The sequence below is a fragment of the Sphingopyxis sp. TUF1 genome (assembly GCF_036687315.1).
Classification (GTDB): domain Bacteria; phylum Pseudomonadota; class Alphaproteobacteria; order Sphingomonadales; family Sphingomonadaceae; genus Sphingopyxis; species Sphingopyxis kveilinensis.
The window spans coordinates 1,469,947-1,488,928 of record NZ_CP144683.1 but is presented as its reverse complement, the minus strand read 5'-3'; the positions used below and the strand labels follow the sequence as shown (position 1 = coordinate 1,488,928).

The window sequence follows — 18,982 nt, the reverse complement described above, 5'->3', positions numbered from 1 at the left end:
GGATTGAATGCAGCCTCTAATCACCGCGGCACATCCTCGCGTTCGAGCAGCGCGGCGACGACCTGTTCGACGCTGCGCCCCTCGATCTCGGCCGCCGCCGACAGGATGACGCGGTGGCGCAGCACACCGGCGGCGAGGCGCTGGACATCGTCGGGGATCACATAGTCGCGCCCGTCGAGCGCCGCCGCGGCGCACGTCGCGCGCGCGAGCAGCGTCGCGGCGCGTGGGCTGGCGCCGCATTCGAGGTCGGCGCTCGCGCGCGTCGCGCGGACGAGGCGGACGATATAATCGACGATCTCGTCGGCGAGCCGGACCGTCGCGATCACGTCGATCGCCGCGCCGATCGCCGCGGCATCGGCGACCTGCGTGACGCCGAAATCGCCGACCGCGGGGCTTTTGAAGCGCCCGCCATGGTCGGCGACGATCCGCCGTTCCTCGTCGGCTGCGGGATAATCGACGACGAGCTTGAACAGGAAGCGGTCGAGCTGCGCCTCGGGCAGCGGATAGACCCCCTGCTGCTCGATCGGGTTCTGCGTCGCAAGGACGGTGAAGCGCGGGCTCATGACATGGGGCTCGCCATTGATCGTCACGCGCCGTTCCTGCATCGCCTCGAGCAGCGCGGCCTGCGTCTTGGGTGGGGTGCGGTTGATTTCGTCGGCGAGCAGCAGCTCGGTGAAGATCGGCCCCTTGGTGAGCGTGAAGCTCGACGTCTGGAAGTTGAAGAGGTTCGACCCCAAAATGTCGCCGGGCATCAGGTCGGGGGTGAACTGAATGCGCCCGAAATCGAGGCCGGTGGCGCGCGCGAAGGCCTGCGCAAGCAGCGTCTTGGCGGTGCCCGGCGGGCCTTCGAGTAGCACATGCCCGCCCGCGAGCAGCGCGATCGTCACCATTCGGGTGAGCGGCCCCTGCCCGAACACGGCTTTGGCGACCTCGCCCTCGATCGCGGCGCCGAGCGCCTGGACGCTCTGGATGTCAGCTGTCACGGAGTAGATCCTTCCTGATGGCGTGCAGCGCCTGCGCGTCTGCAAGAAATTCATGCGTACTGCGCGCGCGCGGCAGGCGCTGCGCGAGAGCGGAGAAGGGTTCGCCGCCGCGTTGATGCCGGTCGATCCACGCGTCGGTCGCATCGTCGTCCAGCCCCGCGGGCGCGTGCAAGCGCCGCGCGATCGCGCTGCGCTGGCTTTTGACATAGGCGGCGGCGCCGTCGAGTTCGCGGCGCGCCTGTTTGATAAGGTCGGCGCTGTTTGCGATCAGCGCCGCCTTCGACACCGGGATCGCGCGGCCCGGTTTGAGCGCCGGACCGAAACGCGCCCACGCCTGCCACAGTGCGAACAGCCCGGCGGCGATCAGGCAGAGGGTGATGCCGATGAAGGGCGGGACGAAGGCGAAGCGGAGCAGCGACCGCTGCGCGCCCAAGCCGTTGAGCGTCACGTCGAAGGCGAGGCCGTCGGCGTCCGCATAATCGGCAAGGGCGTCGATCAGCAGCGCGCCGGCGGAAGCGCGCTCGCGCGAGGCAAAGGCAAAATTGTTGATGAGGTCGGGATCGGCGAGAATATAGATATCGCGGCCGCCGACCTGCGCGAGCACTGCGTCGCCGCCCGGCACCGCGATCAGCGTTTCGAGATCTTCGCCCGCGATCGTCTGGACAGTGCGCGGGAGATGGACAGTAAGGTCGCGGCCGGCGAGGCGGGCCGACACGACGCGTGCCCGCGTCGGCGCCGCCTTGATCGCGACCTCGCCGAAATCGGCGGCAGGCAGCATCGCCGCTGGCGGTAAGACCGGAAATCCCGCGCCAACCCATCCCGGCTTGGGCGCCCGCCCGGGTACCGCCATTGCCTGCCATTTGGGCAGCACGATCAGCGTCGGGGAGCTGCGTTGGGCGTCCAGCAGTTCGGTGATCGCCGCGGCGCGGGTGCGGTGCGTCGGGGTCAGGATCAGCAACGCTTCATAATCGTCATAGGGCTCGGTCTCGACCCGCCGCTGCAGTTCGACCTCGGCGCCCGCGCGCTCGGTCAGATCGACGATCCCGGCATAGCCCGGCGCCGCCTTTGACAGCGCATGGCCGCCGCCGTCGTTGCCGCTGCCGAGCTGCGGCCCCAGCGCGATCAGCGCCCAGAGCGCGATGAAGGCGACGACGCCGATCGCGACGACCGCCGCGATCAGCCGCGGGTTGAAGCCATGATCGAGGTCCTTCTCGCCCGTCATGCCCGCGCCCAGTTTTTGCCGATGGTCAGATCGGCATAGGCGGTGCGGCATTGATCCCACGCTGCGGCGTCGATCGCGCGACCGCCGAACAGGCTGATCTCGACCGCGCGCGCGATGCGGCTGAACGCGCCGCGCGCCACCGGCGGCAGGTCGCGCGCGTCCGCAAGGTCGCGCGAGGTCATCGCGGGTTTGACGAGGCCGGGACGCCGCCCTTCGATATCCTCGACGCTGCGATAAAGGAGCAGGTGCACCGCCTCGGCAAAGCGGCCAGCGGCGGCGAGCGCATCGGCCTCGGCCAGCAAGGCGCGCGCCGCTACCGCCTCGGCGGATGCGGCCTCGTCTTCGCTGTCGGCATCGTCCGGGCGGCGGCGGAAGCGCAGATTGTCGGCCCAGCGCGCAAAGGCGGGCACGAAATGATAGAGAAGGAACAGCGCTACGACCGCGACCGCTATCCACAGCAAAGGTTTCGCCGCGGGGGTGCTCCAGTCGAAAAACCGGCCGATCGCCTCGAACAGCGACGTCAGCCATTCGGGCGGCGGGGCGGGCGGCGGGGGTGGTGGCGGCAGCGCGGTCTGGATCTCGCCGCCGGCGATCGTCTGGCTGAACGCGGGATCGACAAGCTCGGGATCGAGCAGCCAGCCCCCTTCCCCTGCGGCGCTGGCCGTGCCGGCCGCGGCCGACGACTGGGCGATCCACAGGGAGATCATGCTGAAAAGAAGATTTCGCCCCGCTCGGTCATCGCGAAGGTGGTAGCGCGACCGCGCGCAGCAAGGCAAGAGATGCTTGCGCGCCGGACCGCCCCGTTCTAGCGCGCGGCAAAATCGGCGGTGGTTACAGCGGCAACCAGCTGGTGAACGACAGGAGAGACAAGTGGACGCGGCGCAGGCGGTACATGAAAAATTCCTTGGCGCGCTGGCCGAAGGACGGTTACCCGGCCGCGCCGACGCGCCCGATCCCGGCGCGATCGGGCTGTCGCGCGCCGAGGCGACCGACATCTTCCTGTCGCAGCTGACGAGCCGCCAGATGGACCGGCTGTCGCGCCATCTGCAAGCCCGCGGCGAAGGTTTCTATACGATCGGCTCGTCGGGGCATGAGGGCAATGCCGCGGTCGCCGCGGCGCTGCGCGTCACCGACATGGCGTTTCTCCACTATCGCTCGAACGCCTTTCAGCTTCACCGCGCGCGGCAGGTGCCGGGGCAAACGCCGACGTGGGACATGCTCTTGAGCTTTGCGGCGTCATCCGAAGACCCGATTTCGGGGGGGCGGCACAAGGTCATCGGGTCAAAACCGCTCAATATTCCGCCGCAGACCTCAACGATCGCCTCGCATTTGCCGAAAGCGGTCGGCGCCGCCTTTTCGATCGGCATCGCGCGGCGGCTGGGCATGACGGGTTTGCCGCTTCCAGACGATGCGGTGGTACTCGCGAGCTTCGGCGATGCGTCGGCGAACCATTCGACCGCGCAGGGCGCGTTCAACACCGCCGGCTGGGCGGCGTTTCAGGGCTCGCCGATGCCGCTCATTTTTCTCTGCGAAGACAATGGTATCGGCATTTCGACGCGCACCCCGACCGGATGGATCGAGGCGCAGTTCCGCCATCGCGCGGGGCTGCACTATATCCAGTGCGACGGCACCGACCTCGCCGGGGCGTACAAGGGTGCGAAGGAAGCGGTCGACCATGCGCGCCGCACGCGAAGGCCGGTCTTCCTGCATATGGCGACGGTGCGGCTTTACGGCCACGCGGGATCGGACGTGCAGGGTGCTTATCTGCCCAAGGCGCTGATCGAGGCCGACGAGGCGCGCGACCCGTTGCTGAAGGGCGCGGCGCTGATGGCCGGGCAGGGATGGATGTCGCCGGCCGAAATCGCTGACGCCTATGAAGAGATCGGCGCCACACTGGCGCGGCAGGCCGAGGCGGCGATCCGGCGGCCGAAAATCACGACGCCCGCGCATGTCATGGAGAGTCTGATCCCGCCGAAACGCGAACTCGCGCGTGCCAACACGCCTTCGCACGATGATCGCCAGGCGATGTTCGGCAGCGACTGGGGCCAGATGGACAAGCCGATGCACATGGCGCGGCTGCTCAGCTGGGCGCTTGCCGACCTGATGCTCGCGCACCGAGAAATCGCGGTGATGGGCGAGGATGTCGGGCCGAAGGGCGGCGTCTATAACGTCACCGCCAAGCTGCACCAGCGCTTCGGGTCGGCGCGCGTCGTCAACACATTGCTCGACGAACAGGCGATTCTGGGGCTCGCGATCGGCATGGCGCACAACGGCTTTATCCCGATGCCCGAAATCCAGTTCCTCGCCTATGTCCACAATGCCGAGGACCAGATCCGCGGCGAAGCGGCGACCTTGAGCTTCTTCTCCAACGGGCAGTACACCAACCCGATGGTCATCCGCATCGCGGGGCTGGGCTATCAAAAAGGCTTTGGCGGTCATTTCCACAACGACAACAGCCTCGCGGTGTTCCGCGACATTCCGGGCGTCATACTGGCGGTGCCGTCGAACGGGCGTGACGCGGTGCAGATGCTGCGCGAATGCGTCCGGCTGGCGCGAGAGGAGCAGCGCGTCGTCGTGTTCGTCGAACCAATCGCGCTCTATATGACGCGCGACCTGCATGAAGAGGGCGATGGCCTGTGGACGAGCGTCTATGAGGCGCCGGGCGAGGGCGCACCGATCCGTCTGGGCGACCTCGGGGTTCATGGCGACGGCACCGACCTGGCGATCGTCACCTATGGTAATGGATATTATCTGTCGCGGCAGGCCGAAAAATTGCTCGCCGAGGGCGGCGTCAAGGCGCGCGTGATCGATCTGCGCTGGCTGGGGCCGGTCGATGCGGGCAAGCTGGTCGCCGCGGTCGGCGAGGCCGGACGCATCCTGATCGTCGACGAATGCCGCATCACCGGATCGCAGAGCGAGGCGCTGATGGCGCTGTTCGTCGAGCGGACGCCGGAGAAGAAGGTCGCACGGATCGCCGCCGACGACAGTTTCATTCCGCTGGGGCGGGCGGCGACGCTGACCCTGCCGAGCCGCGACAGCATCGTCGCGGCGGCGAAGGAGCTCCTGGCATGAGCGACCGCAAAACCGCGATCGTCGTCGCGCCCGGCCGCGGCACCTATGGCAAGGGCGAGCTGGGCTGCATCGCGCGGCTGCATCGCGCGCGCTTTGCCGAGCTGATCGCCGATTTCGATGCGCAGCGCCGCGAGCGCGGGCAGCCGACGGTGAGCGAACTCGATGGCGCGGATCGCTTCAGCGTCGCGACGCACATGCGCGGCGATGTTGCGGCGCCGCTCATCTATACCGCGACCGCGCTCGATTACCTCAGCATCGACCGTCACAAATATGACGTCGTCGCCGCCCTCGGCAATTCGATGGGCTGGTACAGCGCGCTCGCGCTCGGCGGCGCGGTGTCGATCGCCGACGGGTTCCGCATCGCCAACGCCATGGGGCTCAACAGCCAGACGCACGGCCCCGGCGGGCAGATATTGCTGCAGGTCGTCGACGAGGACTGGCGGCCGGTCCCGGGGCTTCGTGACGCGTTGTTCGATCTTGTCGCCGCGACCGACGCCCGGCCGGGCCACGATCTGGCGCTGTCGATCGACCTTGCTGGAATGCTGGTTTTCGCGGGCAATGAAGAGGGACTCGCCGCCCTGCTCGCCGAAGCGCCGCCGACGCCGGGGCGCGATCCGCTGCGCCTTGCGGGCCACGGTCCGTTCCACACCCCGCTGATGTTCGGCAGCTCGGACAAGGCGAAGGCTGAGTTACCGGTGTCGCTGTTCGGCCGCCCCGCGATCCCGATGGTCGACGGGCGCGGGCATGTGTGGCGGCGCTTTTCGTCCGATGCCGCCGCCGTGTGGGACTACACCTTCGGGCATCAAATCCTGGCGCCCTATGATTTCGCGCTGTCGGTGCAGGTCGCGGTCAAGGAGTTCGCTCCCGACGTCGTCATCCTGCCCGGCCCCGGCGACACGCTGGGCGGCGCGATCGCGCAGGCGCTTATCGGCATCGAATGGCAGGGTATCGCAAGCAAGGCCGATTTCATGGCACGCCAGGCGGCTGATCCGATCCTGCTGTCGATGGGCCGCGCCGAGCAGCGCCCGCTGGTTACCGTTCGAGAATAGGCCCGGTTTGCGGCGTGTGCCGCTGGCCGCTCCTCCCAACCCAATGCGCCCATTGCGGCGAGCCGTCGCTATCAATCATGCTCATATTGTTTGAGCGCGGTCGCACGGTCATAAGGAGTCAGCTCGTCGATACGGCGCTGTTCGATCTTTTCCAGCCAGTTGGGATCGGCGAGCAAGACGCGGCCGAGCGCGACAAGGTCGAATTCGCCGCGCTCGAACATCGCGACAAGATCTTCTAACCGACCAAGCATCGGCGAGGAAATTCCCTCGACAAAATCCTGCATCAGGTCGCGGTCCATGCCGATCGATCCGACGGTGATCACGGGCTTGCCGGTGACCTCCTTGATCCAGCCGCCGAAGTTCCTGGGATCGCCCTCATATTCGGGCTCCCAGAAGCGGCGCTGCGAGGCGTGGAATATATCGACGCCGGCGCGCGCCAGCGGATCGAGCCAGCGGTGCATCTCGTCGGGATCGCGCGCCAGTTTCACGTCATAATCATAGGTCTTCCACTGCGAGACGCGGAAGATGATGGCGAAATCCTCGCCGACCGCCTCGCGGCAGGCCGCGACCACCTCGGCCGCGAACGTCGCGCGGTCGGCGATGTCTGCGCCGCCATAGCGATCGCTGCGCAGGTTGGTCTTGTCCCAGAAGAACTGGTCGAAGATATAACCGTGCGCGCCGTGCAGTTCGATTGCGTCGCAGCCGATCGCCTTGGCGGCGCGCGCCGATTCGGCAAAGGCGGCGACGGTGTCGGCGATGTCCTGATCCGTCATCGCGCGGCCGCCGGGAACGTCGGGGCCCGCAAAGCCCGACGGGCTGACCAGTTCGGCGTGCGGTGCGTCGGGATAGTTGAAATCGATGCAGCCGCCGACGTGCCACAGTTGCGGAACGAACATGCCTCCTTCGGCATGGACGGCATCGACCGCATCCTTCCAGCCAGCGAGCGGTTCGTCGCCGGCGAACAGCGGCACCGTATCCGCGGCGACGGTATGGTCGATCGCGACGCCAGTGCCCTCGGTAATGATCGTGCCGATCCCCGCGGCGGCGCGGCGGCGGTAATATTCGGCGCCTTCGCCGGTCAGCACGCCACCGGGTGCAAAATAGCGCGACATGGGCGCCATGCAGAACCGGTTCGGCGCTTTAAGCGACTTGCATGTGAAGGGTGCGTGGAGGGGGGCGAGCAGGGCGGCGAGATCGTCGAGCGGCGGCGGCGTCATCAGGCAAGTTTCCTCACAAAGGCGAGCAATGCCTCGTTATACACACTGGGTGCTTCGAGCTGCGGCGAATGTCCGGTGTCGAGCGTTAGCAAGGTGCCGTTCCTCGCGCAGTTCGCCGCGAAACCGGCGATGGCGGGGTCGGCGATGCCGTCCTTTGCACCGCCGATCGACAGCACCGGGAAGGCGAAGGACGCCAGCAGGTCGCGCTGGTCGAGCGTCGCAAGCCCGGCGAGCGTTTCGCTGGCGCGCGGGCCGGTGGCAAGAAATCCGCGCTCGACCCAGCCGATCATCGCCTCGCTGGCGCCTTCGCCCGACGCGCCCTCGGCAAGTGCGCGGAAGAAGCCGGGGCGGTCGGCGGTGATCGCGGCTGCGATCCCCAGCACGTCTTCGGCAGTCCCGCCGTGCGGAAAGCCCTCGCCCTGGACGTAGCGCGGCGACGCGCCGCAGGTCAGGATCAGTCCGGCGACGCGCTCGCCCAGCCGTTCGGCGGCCGCGACGGCGACGGCGCCGCCGAGCGACCAGCCGTTGAGCACGACGCGCTCGGCGTCGCAGCGATCGACGACGGCAACGACGTCGCGCGCGATCGCGTCGATCGACATGTCGGAAAAGTCGCGATCGGAGCGGCCGCAGCCGCGGTGATCGACCACGATCGCCCCATGGCCGTCGGCGAGGAGGGCCTCGACGGCCGAAGCCCAATAGTCGCCCGACATGCCCCAGCCGTGGATCAGGACGACTGGCAGCTTGGATGCGCGGTGATGCTCATAATAGACGCGTCCGCCGTCGGATTCGAGATAGGCCATAAACGCTCCTATGCGGGCGGCGACAGGGTGACGCCGGGAAGTGGGTTGAAATGGTGCATTTTGACCTTGCGGCGAGCGATCTTCCAGACGCCGTCGCGCCGCTCGAACAGGTCGAAATAGCTTGCGCTGACCGTCTGCGCCTGACCGTCCGACGTCGTGCCGATACAATCGACGTCGCACACGCCCGTTGCCCGGTCGGCCCCCTCGAATGTGATGACGAGATTGGTCGTGAAATGGCTCGATGCGAGCCACGCGTCCCAGAGAATATCCTTGGTGACGTGCGCGATGCCCTCCGCGCCTTCGAAGCTGCCGAAGGGCGGGCCGATGTCCCAGACGGCGTCGGGCCACCAGATCGCGGCGAAACGATCCCAGTCGCGCTTGTCGAAGCCGTGACAATAATCGCTGACGAGATCGTGCATCGCAAAACGGCTTTCGACGCGGTCGAGGCGCTGAGCCAGGTCGGTGGATTCGGTCATATCGGGCTCCTTGCGGGCGTCGCGGGCTCAGTCGAGGTAGGCGGCAAATTTTTCGCGCGCCGCGGCAAGCCGCGTCGGCACATGATAGCTGGGGAAGGGGCCATCGAAAGGAATGACGTCGCGCAGGATGTCCTTGGCGACGCCGATCTTGTGAACCTCCGTCGGCCCGTCGACGATCCCCATCTCGGGGACATATTGCCACATATCCATCAGCGGCGTTTCGTTCGACATGCCGAGCGAGCCGTGGAGATGGAGCGCGCGGTACACGACGTCCTTCAGCACGCCGGGCATCGCCGCCTTGATCGCGCTGATCTCGCGCCGCACCGGGCGGGTGTAGGCCTGATCGCGGTCGAGCAGCCAGGCGGCATAGAGCACGTGCAGCCGGAACTGCAGGATCTGCGTATAGCTGTCGGCGATTTTTTCCTGAACCATCTGCTTGTCCGCCAGCCGTTCGCCCTTAGTCGTACGGCTGACGACACGCTCCTTCATATAGTCCATCGCCTTGTTCAGCATGCCGACGGTGCGCATCGCATGATGGATGCGGCCGCCGCCGAGGCGCGACTGCGCGACCTTGAAGCCTTCGCCGACCGGGCCGAGGCGGCTCGCCTCGGGCACGCGGCAATCGGTGAAGCGCAGATAGCCGTGAACGCCGCTGCCGATCTCGTCCTTTGGCCCGACCGCGGTGTTGCGCACGATTTCCAGCCCCGGCGTGCCCTGCGGGACGATCAGCATCGTCGAACCCTGATGGACCGGCACGTCCGGGTCGGTGATGACCATGACGATCAAAAATTCGGCGATGCAGGCGTGGCTCGCAAACCATTTCTCGCCGTTGATGACCCACTCGCCGCCATCGAGACGCGCCTGACAGGTAAATTCGCCGGGATCGGCCCCGGCCTGCGGTTCGGTCATCGAATAGCAGGAGACGATCTCGCCATCGAGCAACGGCTGGAGATATTGCGCCTTCTGTTCGGGTGTGCCGAAGCGGGCGAGGATCTCGGCATTGCCGGTGTCGGGCGCCTGCGTTCCGAACACGACCGGGGCAAACCTGCTTCGTCCGAGGATTTCGTTCATCAGGCCAAGCTTTACCTGGCCAAATCCCGCGCCGCCGAGTTCCGGACCGAGATGACAGGCCCATAGGCCTCGTTCTTTGACGATTTGCTGGAGCGGCCGCATGATCCTGCGCGCCTTTCCAGCCGGATCAAATGGTTCTGCTGGCCCGCGAAATACGAGGTCGAGCGGCTCAACCTCTTCGCGCACGAACGCGGCCATCCAGTCGAGTTGAGCCTGAAATTCGGCGTCGGTCGAAAAGTCCCAGGCCATCAGCAGTTCGCCCCTTTGCGCGCCGTCACGCTCATTGTCCCGCGTACCATGCGCCATCGACCCACAGTTCGGCGCCCGACACATATTTGGCCTCATCGGACGCGAGGTACAGGCTGGCGTAGGCGATATCCATCGGATCGCCGACGACGCCCATCGGGATTGATGCTTTGATCGCCGCATCCTGTTCGGGGGTGATGTCGCCCAGGATCGGCGTCTTGATCTGGCCGGGAAAGATGGTGTTGACGCGGATACCCTGCTTCGCGAATTCGAGCGCGCCGGCCTTGCCCATAATCCGGACCGCTGCCTTGGAGGCATGGTAGGAAATGGCATTCGGGCTGCCGATGAGGCCATAAAGCGAGCTGATATTGACGATCGCCGCGTTGCCCGTCGCGAGCAGGGCAGGGGTGGCGGCTTTCATCCCCAGAAACACGGCGGTCTGGTTGATCGCGATCATGCGATCCCAGCCCTGTCGCGTTTCATCGACGATCCCGCCCGGGTGGAAGATGCCGGCATTGTTGACCAACGTGGTCAGTTTTCCGAACCGCGCGACGGCGTCGGCGACGGCTTTGTCCCAATTGTCGGCATCGGTCACGTCGAGATGAATGAAGGCGGCTTTGCCGCCTTCGCGGGTGATTGCGGCGACAACGGATTCGCCCTTTTCCGCCTGTACGTCACCGATCAGCACCGATGCGCCCTCGCGAGCGTAAAGGATCGCTTGCGCTTCGCCCAGGCCGCTCGCGCCGCCCGAGATCAACGCCGACTTACCGTCCAGCCGGCCTGCCATTCGTCACTCTCCCAATGCATCATTATCGTTGCGAATCTTGTTACACACTTACTAGATGAGAACAAGCAAGAATATTTCCATGATGCGGAAATGCGAAATATAGCATTATAAATCATGATATTAAATCTGTCATGACCAATCTGCCAGACGCACGAATCAAAATTTGCTTGTCGAAAGCAAACAAGTGCGTCAATCTCTGCTCCGGAGCGTGAATCGCGAAACCGCACACGGCATCGCGAGAAAATCATACGCCCGTCGATGGGAGAGAAATGATCATGACCGATCGCGTCAAAACCGCGAGCCTGCTCGCCACCGCTGCATTGATAATCTGTCCGGCATCGGCCGCGAGCGCGCAGGACGCGAGCGGCGAAACGTCGGCGTCCTCGTCCGGCGGACTCGAAGAGATCGTCGTCACCGCGCGCAAGCGCGAAGAAAGCATGCAGGATGTGCCCGCGTCGATCAGCGCCCTGTCGGCCGGCGAGCTTGAACGACGCTTCGATTCGGACGTGCGTGACTTTGCCGACTCGTCACCCAATATCGTGATCGACGACACGCAGCAGGGACCGGGCGGCGTGGCCGCGGTCTATATTCGCGGCATCGGCGTCGCGGACGTCGAAAAATCGGTCGATCCCGCGGTCGGCGTGGTGTTCGACGACGTCTATATCGGCCAAAGTTCGGGGAGCTTGCTGAAAGCCATCGACATCGACCGTGTCGAGGTGCTGCGCGGGCCGCAAGGAACGCTGTTCGGACGCAATGCCACGGGCGGCGTCATCAACCTCGCGCGTTCGCGCCCGACCTATGACCTGACCGGGAAGGCGCGGCTCACCTATGGCCGGTTCGACACCTGGAAGGTCGAGGGCGTCGCCAGCACCGGATTGTCCGAAAATATGGCGCTCAAGGTCAGCGGTGCCTATGAGAAGTCCGACGGCTATTTTTACAACAGCGTCTATGATCAGCCGGGCCAGCGGTCCGAATTCTATGCGATCGCGGCCGCGCTGCTGATCGAGCCGACCGACAATCTGGACCTCCAGATCAGCTACGACCATCAGAAGACGAAGCAGGATCCGCCGCAGCTGCTGGCGGTCAATCGTCCGACCGATCTGTTCTGCGCGGTTTACGGACAATGCTCGCCCGCGCCGGGTGTGCCGACGTCGGGCGACCGTTATGTCAGCGTATCGGACGGCAGGCTCGAGAAGAATGCCGAGTTCCGGCTCGACATGGTAACCGGCAAAGCGACCTATGACATCGGGTCGGACATGCAGTTCGACTATATCTTCGGCTGGCTGAAAACCGAGGAAGAGATCACGCAGGATTTCGACGCCGGTCCGCAGACGCTCTATCACACCGACCGGCCCGCTCGGTGGCGGCAGACAACGAACGAGCTACGGTTGACCAAGGGCGGGTCGGGGCCGATGACCTTTGTCCTCGGCGCCTATTTCTGGGACTCGCGCTATACGATCAACCTCAAAAATTATATCGGCTTTGCGGGACCGCCGCTCCTGACCAGCGCGCAGGACGTGACGCAGACGAACAAATCATGGGCGGTCTATGGCGAAGGCGATTACGACCTGACCGATCGGCTGACGCTGACCCTCGGCGCCCGTTATACCAAGGACAAGAAGTCCAGCATCGTCAACGATCTGCCGATTTTCTTCTATGGCACGACGGTCGAGGAAAATCCGGTCGGAAGCGCGCCCGGCGTCATCGTGATGGCGGAACCGGTCAAGAAAAGCTGGTCCAAATTCACGCCGCGCGTGTCGCTTCGCTACGAGCTGACCGACGAGGCGATGGTCTATGCGCTCTGGTCGCGCGGATACCGCGGCGGCGGGTTCAACGGGCGTCCGTCGACGATCGGCGCCGCGACGATTCCCTATGATCCCGAAACGCTCGACAATTACGAAGTCGGTTTCAAGACCGAGTTCGCTGGCGGCCGGGTGCGTTTCAACGGCGCCGCTTTCCTGATGAAATATAAGGATATGCAGCAGGATCTGGACGTGCCGGCCCCCGGCACGTCGACGGGGCGTGAAAACCGGACGATCAACGCATCGTCGGCAGAATTGAAAGGGTTTGAACTCGATCTGACCGCGCGCGTTACCGACGGACTGACCCTGCACGGCAACCTTGGTTATCTCGACGCCAAGTATAAGGATTTCGTCGGCGACATCTTCAGCACCGGCACGCCGGTCGATGCGACCTTCCTCAAGATCCGCCGCGCGCCCAAATGGACGGGGAATGTCGGCGGAACCTACGAGGTCGATATCGGCAGCGATGCGTCTGCGTGGCTCTCGGGCGATGTCCACTATATCAGCGGCCACGAGATCACCTTCCTCAACAATCCCAATCTGCGCAACGATGGCCAGTTCCTCGTCGACGCGTCGATCAACGCGCGGTTCAACAACACGACGGTCAGCCTGTTCGGCAAGAATCTGGCGAACGAAAAGGGCTGGACGATCGGTTACGACGTGCAGGGGGTGTGGAGCTACGCCGCGCCGCGTCCGCGCCGGACGTGGGGCGTCGCCGTGACGCAGGCCTTTTGAGCAGGGCCGGGGATGACGACATCGTCGAAAGCTGAACCACGCCGATGGGTGGTCACCGGAGCATCGCGGGGCCTGGGCCTTGCGATCGCCCGGCTGGCGGCCAGCAAGGGCGACCGCGTCGCGCTGATCGCGCGCGGCGCAGACATCGGCGCTCAGGCAAATGCGATCGGCGGCGGGGCCATCGGCCTCGCCGCCGACGTGACCGATCCGGCATCGGTCACCAACGCATGCGGTGAGGTCGCCCGGCAGTGGGGCGGTATCGACGTCCTGATCAATAACGCCGGACTGCATCGCGGCGGGCTTCTCGGCTCGCTGTCGCACGATGACTGGCAGGCCGTGCTTGATACCAACCTGTCCGGTCCGCTCAACTTCGTACGCGCCGCCCTGCCCTATCTGGGCGAGGGCGGATCGATCGTGAATATCGGGGCGGTTGTGGGTTTGCGCGGTTTTGCCGGCGATGCCGCTTACGGCGCGTCGAAAGCGGGGCTAGCCGGACTGACGCAGGTGCTGGCCGTCGAACTGGCGCGGCGCGGCATCCGGGTCAATCTGGTGATTCCGGGCATGACATCGACCGAAATGACCGCCGGAATACCGGCGCGCGCCAAGGCCAAGCTGGTGGCCAGCATTCCGCTGGGCCGCGAAGGCACCGCCGAGGAGCTGGCCGATGTTGTCTGGTGGGTCGCCGGCTCGCCCTATATGACCGGTTCGATCATCTCGAACGACGGCGGGCTGCTGTGCAGATTGTGAGCGATCCGGCCGAGCGGTTCGCCCGCTGGCTGGAGAGGGAAGCCGGGATTGCCGAAGCGCGGATCGTCCGCCCGCTGACCGGCGGCAACGCGAACGTCACCAGCCTCGTCGAAACGGCGAGCGGTCCCATGGTCCTGCGGCATCCGCCCGCCGACACGGTGTCCGACCTTGCCGGTGCAGGCATTGCGCGCGAATTTCGCTTCGTCTCGGCGATTGCGGGCAAGGCGCCGGTCGCCGAACCCATCCTGTTCTGCGACGATCCGGACGTGCTCGGCGCGCCGTTTTCGCTGACCCGTTTCGTCCGCGGGCTGGCGATCACCGACACCTTGCCGCCCGCCTATCCGAATACCGTCGATACGCTCGATGCGGTCGGTCACGCGCTGATCGACGCGCTCGCCAGCGTTCATGCAATCGAGCCGGTCCCTGCCGAGCTGGGCGATGTCGGCAAGGCGCGGACCTTTGTCGCCCGGCAGATCGAGCGATGGCGCGCGGTGCGGGCTGCCCAAGCCGTTCGCGACCTGCCGCTGATCGAAGTGCTCGGCGCGTGGCTGGCCGCGAACGTACCGGAACCCGAGGCGGTGCGGATCGTGCATTGCGACTATCATCTCGACAATGTGCTGATGGACCCGGATGTGCCGCAAGTCAGGGCAATCCTCGATTGGGAAATGGCGACGCTGGCCGATCCGATGGTCGATGTCGGACTGGTCACCGCGATGTGGAACCGCGATGAAAGCGCGCCGCTCGGCTTCGCCTTTGTTCAGCGCGTGTCGAATGTCGTAGGGGCGGTCGATGGCCGCGGCCTCGCGCAGCGATGGGCGCGCGCGACGGGCTTGTCGATCGATCATCTGGCATATTTTCAGGCCTTCGCGCTCTGGCGCCTCGCGGCGATCGTCGAGGGCGCCTATGTGCTGTTTCGCCAAGGGCAGGTCGACGGCGCCTATGAGCGCGGGCTTGAGCAGGACGTCCCCGCCTTGCTCGACGCGGCGCGGCGGATCGCCGCAGGTGAGGGTATGGCCTGATGGACGCCACCATGATGCACGAGCCGCTCGGCACCGCGACGATCTTTGCGCACGGGGAGCATATCCATGCGAGCAGCCGCATCGGGCTGTTCAACGGCGAGCAGGTGACGTGGCGCAGCTATGCCGCAACCGCCGAACGCGCCCGCCGTCTGGCCGCGGCGTTGCGGGCCGCCGGTGTCGGGACGAACACCCGTGTCGCAACGCTCAGCTGGAACGATTTTGCGCATTTCGAGGCTTATCTGGCGGTGCCCGCGATGGGCGCGGTGCTCCACACGCTCAACCTGCGGCTGCATCCCGACCAGCTTCGTTTCATCATGGCGGATGCTGAAGACGGCATTCTGATTGCCGATGGTGCGTTGCTGACCGCGCTGCTGCCGCAGATCAATTCGCTGGAAGGACTGGCGCAGGTCATTGTCACCGGGGACACCGATGGCCTTGCCGGGCTTGCGAAGCCCTGGGCCGCTTATGAGGCATTTATCGCGACTCATGCGCCGCTGTCACATTTCCCGGAGGTGGATGAAACCGCGGCGGCGGCGACCTGCTATACGTCGGGAACGACGGGCGATCCGAAGGGCGTGGTCTATTCGCACCGCACAATATTCCTCCACAGCCTGGCTTCGATGGCTGCCAACGCCTTTGCGCTCAGCGACCGTGACACGATCCTGCTGCTGCCGCCGATGTTCCATGCCAACGCCTGGGGGCTGCCCTATTCGGGCTGGCTCGCGGGCGCCGATTTCGTGCTGCCGGGGCCGCATTTGCAGCCCGAAGCGATCCGGGCGATGGTCCGCGCCACCGCGCCGACCTTTACCGCGACCGTGCCGACGATCCTCAACGACCTGCTGCGCGCCGATGCGACCGACCCTGTCGACATGAGCAGCTTTCGTGTCATCGTGGCGGGCGGATCGGCGGTTTCTGAAGGGCTGATCGCCGATGTCGAGCGCCGGTGGAGCGTGCCGCTGATTCAGGGCTGGGGCATGACCGAGACCAGTCCGCTGTGCGTTCTTTCGCATCCCCCGGCGGATGTTGCGCCCGATGAGGCGCGCCGTTTGCGGGCAAAAAGCGGGCGTCCGGTTGCCGGCGTCCGCGTGCGGCTGGTCGACGATCAGAACAAGCCGGTTGCCGAGGACGGCAAGAGCGTCGGCCGCCTGCAACTGCGCGGGGCGTGGATCGCACGCGGCTACCACCGCGGTGCCGGGGCGGGGGTGCTGACTAACGACGGCTGGCTCGACACCGGCGATGCCGGGACGATCGACGCACGCGGTTATGTCCAGGTCACCGACCGGCTGAAGGATCTGATCAAATCGGGCGGCGAATGGATCCCTTCAGCCGAGTTGGAGAATCATGTCGCCAGCCTGCCCGGCGTCGACCTTGCCGCCGTTATCGGCATCGCCGATCCGCGCTGGGAGGAACGACCGCTGGCGATCGTCACCACGCCCGACGGCAAACGGCCTGATTTTGAGAGGTTGCGGTCAGCGCTGCGGGGGCAGGTCGCGCGCTTCTGGATTCCCGAATATTGGGCGCATGTGGGCACGCTGCCATTGACCAGCGTCGGCAAGATTGACAAGCAGGCGCTGCGCGCGGCCGTCGCGACGGGCAAAACGGCTTTTGAAAGGATTGACGAATCTTGATGAACGCGCCGTCGTCGATGAAAGGCAAGGCCTCGCTGCGCGAGGTGACGGATGTCCATCCAGCGCCTGCCAAGGTGCGTGCCAAACCGCGCGCCAGTCGCCGCACCCAGGCGGAACGCACTGCGCTGTCCGACGCGCGGATGTTCGACGCGGCGATGCAGTTGATCGTCGAACAGGGGACGCACGCGACCACGCTCAAGGAAGTGGGCGAGCGCGCGGGTTATTCGCGCGGACTGGCGTCGAGCCGTTTCGGATCGAAGGACGCGTTGTTTGGCCAGTTGGTGCTGCATTTCAACACCAGCTGGACGCGCGAACTGGCGAACAAGGTCGGCACCCGCGGCGGCGCGCAGGCCTGCCTTGCCGCGTTGCGCGCGGTCGAGGGATTTCTGTCGAGCCACTCGGGTTACATGCAGGCGATGTATATCCTGTGGTTTGAATCGATCAGTTCGCACAATGACGTGCGCGACCATCTTGCCGCCTATCACGAAATCTATCGCCGCGACGTCGCGCATTGGGTCGAGGAAGGCATCGCCAGCGGCGAAATCGACGCGTCGGTCGATGCCGAATGCTATGCGTTCGGCTTTTGCAGCTTCATCTTCGGGACGATCTATCAATGGCTCGTCGCGCCCGACAGCGTCGATCTGCCGAAACAGTTTGAAGCCTATCGCCGTTCGACTGCCAAGGCCTTTGGAATCACATACTGATTCGATCGCGAATTCCATAATAAAATCAGGAAAAACAGCTATTTATATGCGGTCTTTTGCGCTTGATTTTCTATTTGCTAGACGCTAGCAAGTAAATTGCGAGATGCCGATGACGGCACCCGGAAATGTGGGAGATTGGGCTTGGCAAAGGCGGCCGACCCGCTGTGGTTGCGAATGATTGGGCGTCATCGGGCCGCCATGTCCGCGCCCGCGTGCATTGTCCGGTGCAACCTCCGATTTCGCGTCGCTGAAAAGCAGGACCGATGAACCGCGCGGATTCCGACGGCGGTTTGATGCGACCGGTGCTCGACGGCGTGCGCGTAATCGAACTGGCCGGCATCGGCCCCGCACCCTTTTGCGCCATGATGCTTGCCGACCATGGGGCCGAGGTGATCCGTATCGACCGACCCGGCGGCAGCGACCCGCTGGCGCAGGATCAGCGGCGCGATGTCCTGCTGCGCTCGCGACGATCGATCACGCTCGATCTCAAGCGCCCCGAATCGGTCGAGATCGTCGCGCGGCTTGCCGAAACCGCCGATGGCCTCATCGAAGGATTCCGGCCCGGCGTGGCCGAGCGGCTGGGCCTTGGGCCCGAACTGCTGATGCAGCGCAATCCCGCGCTGGTTTACGGCCGAATGACCGGCTGGGGGCAGGATGGTCCCTTGTCCGACAAGGCGGGCCACGACCTCAACTATATCTCGCTCAACGGTTGCCTCGCGGCGCTGGGTTCGGAAGGCGCGCCGCCGACCCCGCCGCTGAACCTGATCGGCGATTATGGCGGCGGCGGCATGATGCTGGCTTTCGGGTTCGTCGCTGCGCTGCTCGCGGCACGGCAGGACGGTAAGGGCCGCGTGATCGATTGCAGCATGGCCGAAGGGTCGGCGGCGTTGATGGCCGGCATGTGGTCGCTCACCCACAATGGGATGTGGGACAAGGGACGCGGGCAGAACCTGCTCGACGGTGGCGCGCCCTTCTATGCCTGCTACGCCTGTGCGGATGGCGGCTTTGTCGCAATCGGCGCGATCGAGGCGCAATTCTATGCGCGGTTGATCGATGGGCTGGGGCTGTCCGGCGACCCCCTGTTTGCCGCGCAGCACGACCGGTCGAAATGGCCCGCGATGAAGGCGCGGCTCGCCGACATCTTTGCGACGGCGCCGCGCGCGTTCTGGACCGGCCGATTGCTCCATCGCGACTGCTGCTACACCGAAGTGCTCACCATGGCAGAGGCTCCGTCCCATGCGCACAGTCGGGACCGCGGCAGCTATCTGGAGGTCGATGGCTGGATTCAGCCGCACCCGGCGCCGCGCTTTGACCACACAGAGGTCGTCGCGCCCCGGATGTGGCAGCGCGATTCCGATCGGAAAGACATTCTTGCCGAGATCGGTGTCGCCGATCCCGATCGCGTGGCGGTCGATTGAAACTGT

The 18,982-nt window shown here is 65.4% G+C and carries 16 protein-coding genes; 8 read left to right on the top strand and 8 right to left on the bottom strand.

Going from position 1 to position 18,982, the window contains the following annotated elements; genetic code table 11:
* Positions 1–20: 20 nt before the first annotated feature.
* Genes VSX77_RS07045 through VSX77_RS07035 form a run of 3 tightly spaced genes read right to left on the bottom strand, consistent with a single transcriptional unit; the run spans position 21 to position 2,912 of the window.
* Positions 21–983, bottom strand: a complete 963-nt coding sequence (locus VSX77_RS07045; protein WP_338426941.1) for an AAA family ATPase — start codon at positions 981–983, stop codon at positions 21–23.
* Complete coding sequence (locus tag VSX77_RS07040) at positions 973–2,205, bottom strand: DUF4350 domain-containing protein (RefSeq protein WP_338426940.1); 1,233 nt, start codon at positions 2,203–2,205, stop codon at positions 973–975. The genes VSX77_RS07045 and VSX77_RS07040 overlap by 11 nt, the downstream gene beginning before the upstream one ends.
* A complete protein-coding gene (locus VSX77_RS07035) occupies positions 2,202–2,912 on the bottom strand; it encodes a DUF4129 domain-containing protein (RefSeq protein WP_338426939.1) in 711 nt (236 codons plus the stop codon). The genes VSX77_RS07040 and VSX77_RS07035 overlap by 4 nt, the downstream gene beginning before the upstream one ends.
* Before the next feature lie 163 nt (positions 2,913–3,075).
* Between VSX77_RS07035 and VSX77_RS07030 the strand changes: the two genes are divergently transcribed.
* Entirely contained in the window at positions 3,076–5,277 is a 2,202-nt protein-coding gene (locus VSX77_RS07030; protein ID WP_338426938.1) for a dehydrogenase E1 component subunit alpha/beta, read from the top strand.
* Positions 5,274–6,326 carry an ACP S-malonyltransferase gene (locus tag VSX77_RS07025; protein WP_338426937.1) on the top strand — a complete coding sequence of 351 codons (1,053 nt, stop codon included), beginning with the start codon at positions 5,274–5,276 and terminating at the stop codon, positions 6,324–6,326. Before VSX77_RS07030 ends, VSX77_RS07025 begins: the two co-directional genes overlap by 4 nt.
* A gap of 71 nt (positions 6,327–6,397) precedes the next feature.
* On the opposite strand, the gene VSX77_RS07020 is transcribed toward VSX77_RS07025, so the two are convergent.
* From VSX77_RS07020 to VSX77_RS07000, 5 genes are read right to left on the bottom strand one after another with little or no spacing between them, the layout of a single operon-like run.
* On the bottom strand, positions 6,398–7,543 hold the full coding sequence (locus VSX77_RS07020) for a 12-oxophytodienoate reductase (protein ID WP_338426936.1): 1,146 nt from the start codon (positions 7,541–7,543) through the stop codon (positions 6,398–6,400).
* Positions 7,543–8,343 (bottom strand): alpha/beta fold hydrolase, encoded by an 801-nt coding sequence (locus VSX77_RS07015; RefSeq protein WP_338426935.1) that lies wholly within the window; start codon positions 8,341–8,343, stop codon positions 7,543–7,545. Before VSX77_RS07015 ends, VSX77_RS07020 begins: the two co-directional genes overlap by 1 nt.
* 8 nt (positions 8,344–8,351) lie before the next feature.
* The gene (locus tag VSX77_RS07010) at positions 8,352–8,819 is read right to left on the bottom strand and encodes a nuclear transport factor 2 family protein (RefSeq protein WP_338426934.1); all 468 of its coding nucleotides are present in this window, start codon (positions 8,817–8,819) and stop codon (positions 8,352–8,354) included.
* A 27-nt stretch (positions 8,820–8,846) separates the two neighbouring features.
* Positions 8,847–10,139 (bottom strand): acyl-CoA dehydrogenase family protein, encoded by a 1,293-nt coding sequence (locus VSX77_RS07005; protein ID WP_338426933.1) that lies wholly within the window; start codon positions 10,137–10,139, stop codon positions 8,847–8,849.
* Between the two features lie 31 nt (positions 10,140–10,170).
* Positions 10,171–10,923, bottom strand: coding sequence for a glucose 1-dehydrogenase (locus VSX77_RS07000; RefSeq protein ID WP_338426932.1), 753 nt, complete (start codon positions 10,921–10,923; stop codon positions 10,171–10,173).
* A gap of 275 nt (positions 10,924–11,198) precedes the next feature.
* On the opposite strand from VSX77_RS07000, the gene VSX77_RS06995 reads away from it, so the two are divergent.
* The 6 genes from VSX77_RS06995 (at position 11,199) to VSX77_RS06970 (ending at position 18,976) form a co-directional block, all read left to right on the top strand.
* A complete protein-coding gene (locus tag VSX77_RS06995; RefSeq protein WP_338426931.1) occupies positions 11,199–13,460 on the top strand; it encodes a TonB-dependent receptor in 2,262 nt (753 codons plus the stop codon).
* Between the two features lie 12 nt (positions 13,461–13,472).
* A complete protein-coding gene (locus VSX77_RS06990) occupies positions 13,473–14,207 on the top strand; it encodes an SDR family NAD(P)-dependent oxidoreductase (protein ID WP_338426930.1) in 735 nt (244 codons plus the stop codon).
* Entirely contained in the window at positions 14,195–15,226 is a 1,032-nt protein-coding gene (locus VSX77_RS06985; protein ID WP_338426929.1) for a phosphotransferase family protein, read from the top strand. Before VSX77_RS06990 ends, VSX77_RS06985 begins: the two co-directional genes overlap by 13 nt.
* The gene (locus VSX77_RS06980; protein ID WP_338426928.1) at positions 15,226–16,854 is read left to right on the top strand and encodes a long-chain-fatty-acid--CoA ligase; all 1,629 of its coding nucleotides are present in this window, start codon (positions 15,226–15,228) and stop codon (positions 16,852–16,854) included. The genes VSX77_RS06985 and VSX77_RS06980 overlap by 1 nt, the downstream gene beginning before the upstream one ends.
* A complete protein-coding gene (locus tag VSX77_RS06975; protein ID WP_338426927.1) occupies positions 16,854–17,558 on the top strand; it encodes a TetR/AcrR family transcriptional regulator in 705 nt (234 codons plus the stop codon). The genes VSX77_RS06980 and VSX77_RS06975 overlap by 1 nt, the downstream gene beginning before the upstream one ends.
* A gap of 263 nt (positions 17,559–17,821) precedes the next feature.
* Positions 17,822–18,976, top strand: coding sequence for a CaiB/BaiF CoA transferase family protein (locus VSX77_RS06970; protein WP_338426926.1), 1,155 nt, complete (start codon positions 17,822–17,824; stop codon positions 18,974–18,976).
* The last annotated feature ends 6 nt before the right edge of the window (positions 18,977–18,982 follow it).

Coding starts and splice junctions, on each gene's coding strand:
- VSX77_RS07035 (WP_338426939.1), bottom strand. CDS start 2,912: ATGATCTCCCTGTGGATCGCCCAGTCGTCGGCCGCGGCCGGCACGGCC.
- VSX77_RS07005 (WP_338426933.1), bottom strand. CDS start 10,139: ATGGCCTGGGACTTTTCGACCGACGCCGAATTTCAGGCTCAACTCGAC.
- VSX77_RS07000 (WP_338426932.1), bottom strand. CDS start 10,923: ATGGCAGGCCGGCTGGACGGTAAGTCGGCGTTGATCTCGGGCGGCGCG.
- VSX77_RS07040 (WP_338426940.1), bottom strand. CDS start 2,205: ATGACGGGCGAGAAGGACCTCGATCATGGCTTCAACCCGCGGCTGATC.
- VSX77_RS07020 (WP_338426936.1), bottom strand. CDS start 7,543: ATGACGCCGCCGCCGCTCGACGATCTCGCCGCCCTGCTCGCCCCCCTC.
- VSX77_RS07010 (WP_338426934.1), bottom strand. CDS start 8,819: ATGACCGAATCCACCGACCTGGCTCAGCGCCTCGACCGCGTCGAAAGC.
- VSX77_RS06995 (WP_338426931.1), top strand. CDS start 11,199: ATGACCGATCGCGTCAAAACCGCGAGCCTGCTCGCCACCGCTGCATTG.
- VSX77_RS07015 (WP_338426935.1), bottom strand. CDS start 8,343: ATGGCCTATCTCGAATCCGACGGCGGACGCGTCTATTATGAGCATCAC.
- VSX77_RS06980 (WP_338426928.1), top strand. CDS start 15,226: ATGGACGCCACCATGATGCACGAGCCGCTCGGCACCGCGACGATCTTT.
- VSX77_RS06970 (WP_338426926.1), top strand. CDS start 17,822: ATGAACCGCGCGGATTCCGACGGCGGTTTGATGCGACCGGTGCTCGAC.
- VSX77_RS06990 (WP_338426930.1), top strand. CDS start 13,473: ATGACGACATCGTCGAAAGCTGAACCACGCCGATGGGTGGTCACCGGA.
- VSX77_RS06975 (WP_338426927.1), top strand. CDS start 16,854: ATGAACGCGCCGTCGTCGATGAAAGGCAAGGCCTCGCTGCGCGAGGTG.
- VSX77_RS07025 (WP_338426937.1), top strand. CDS start 5,274: ATGAGCGACCGCAAAACCGCGATCGTCGTCGCGCCCGGCCGCGGCACC.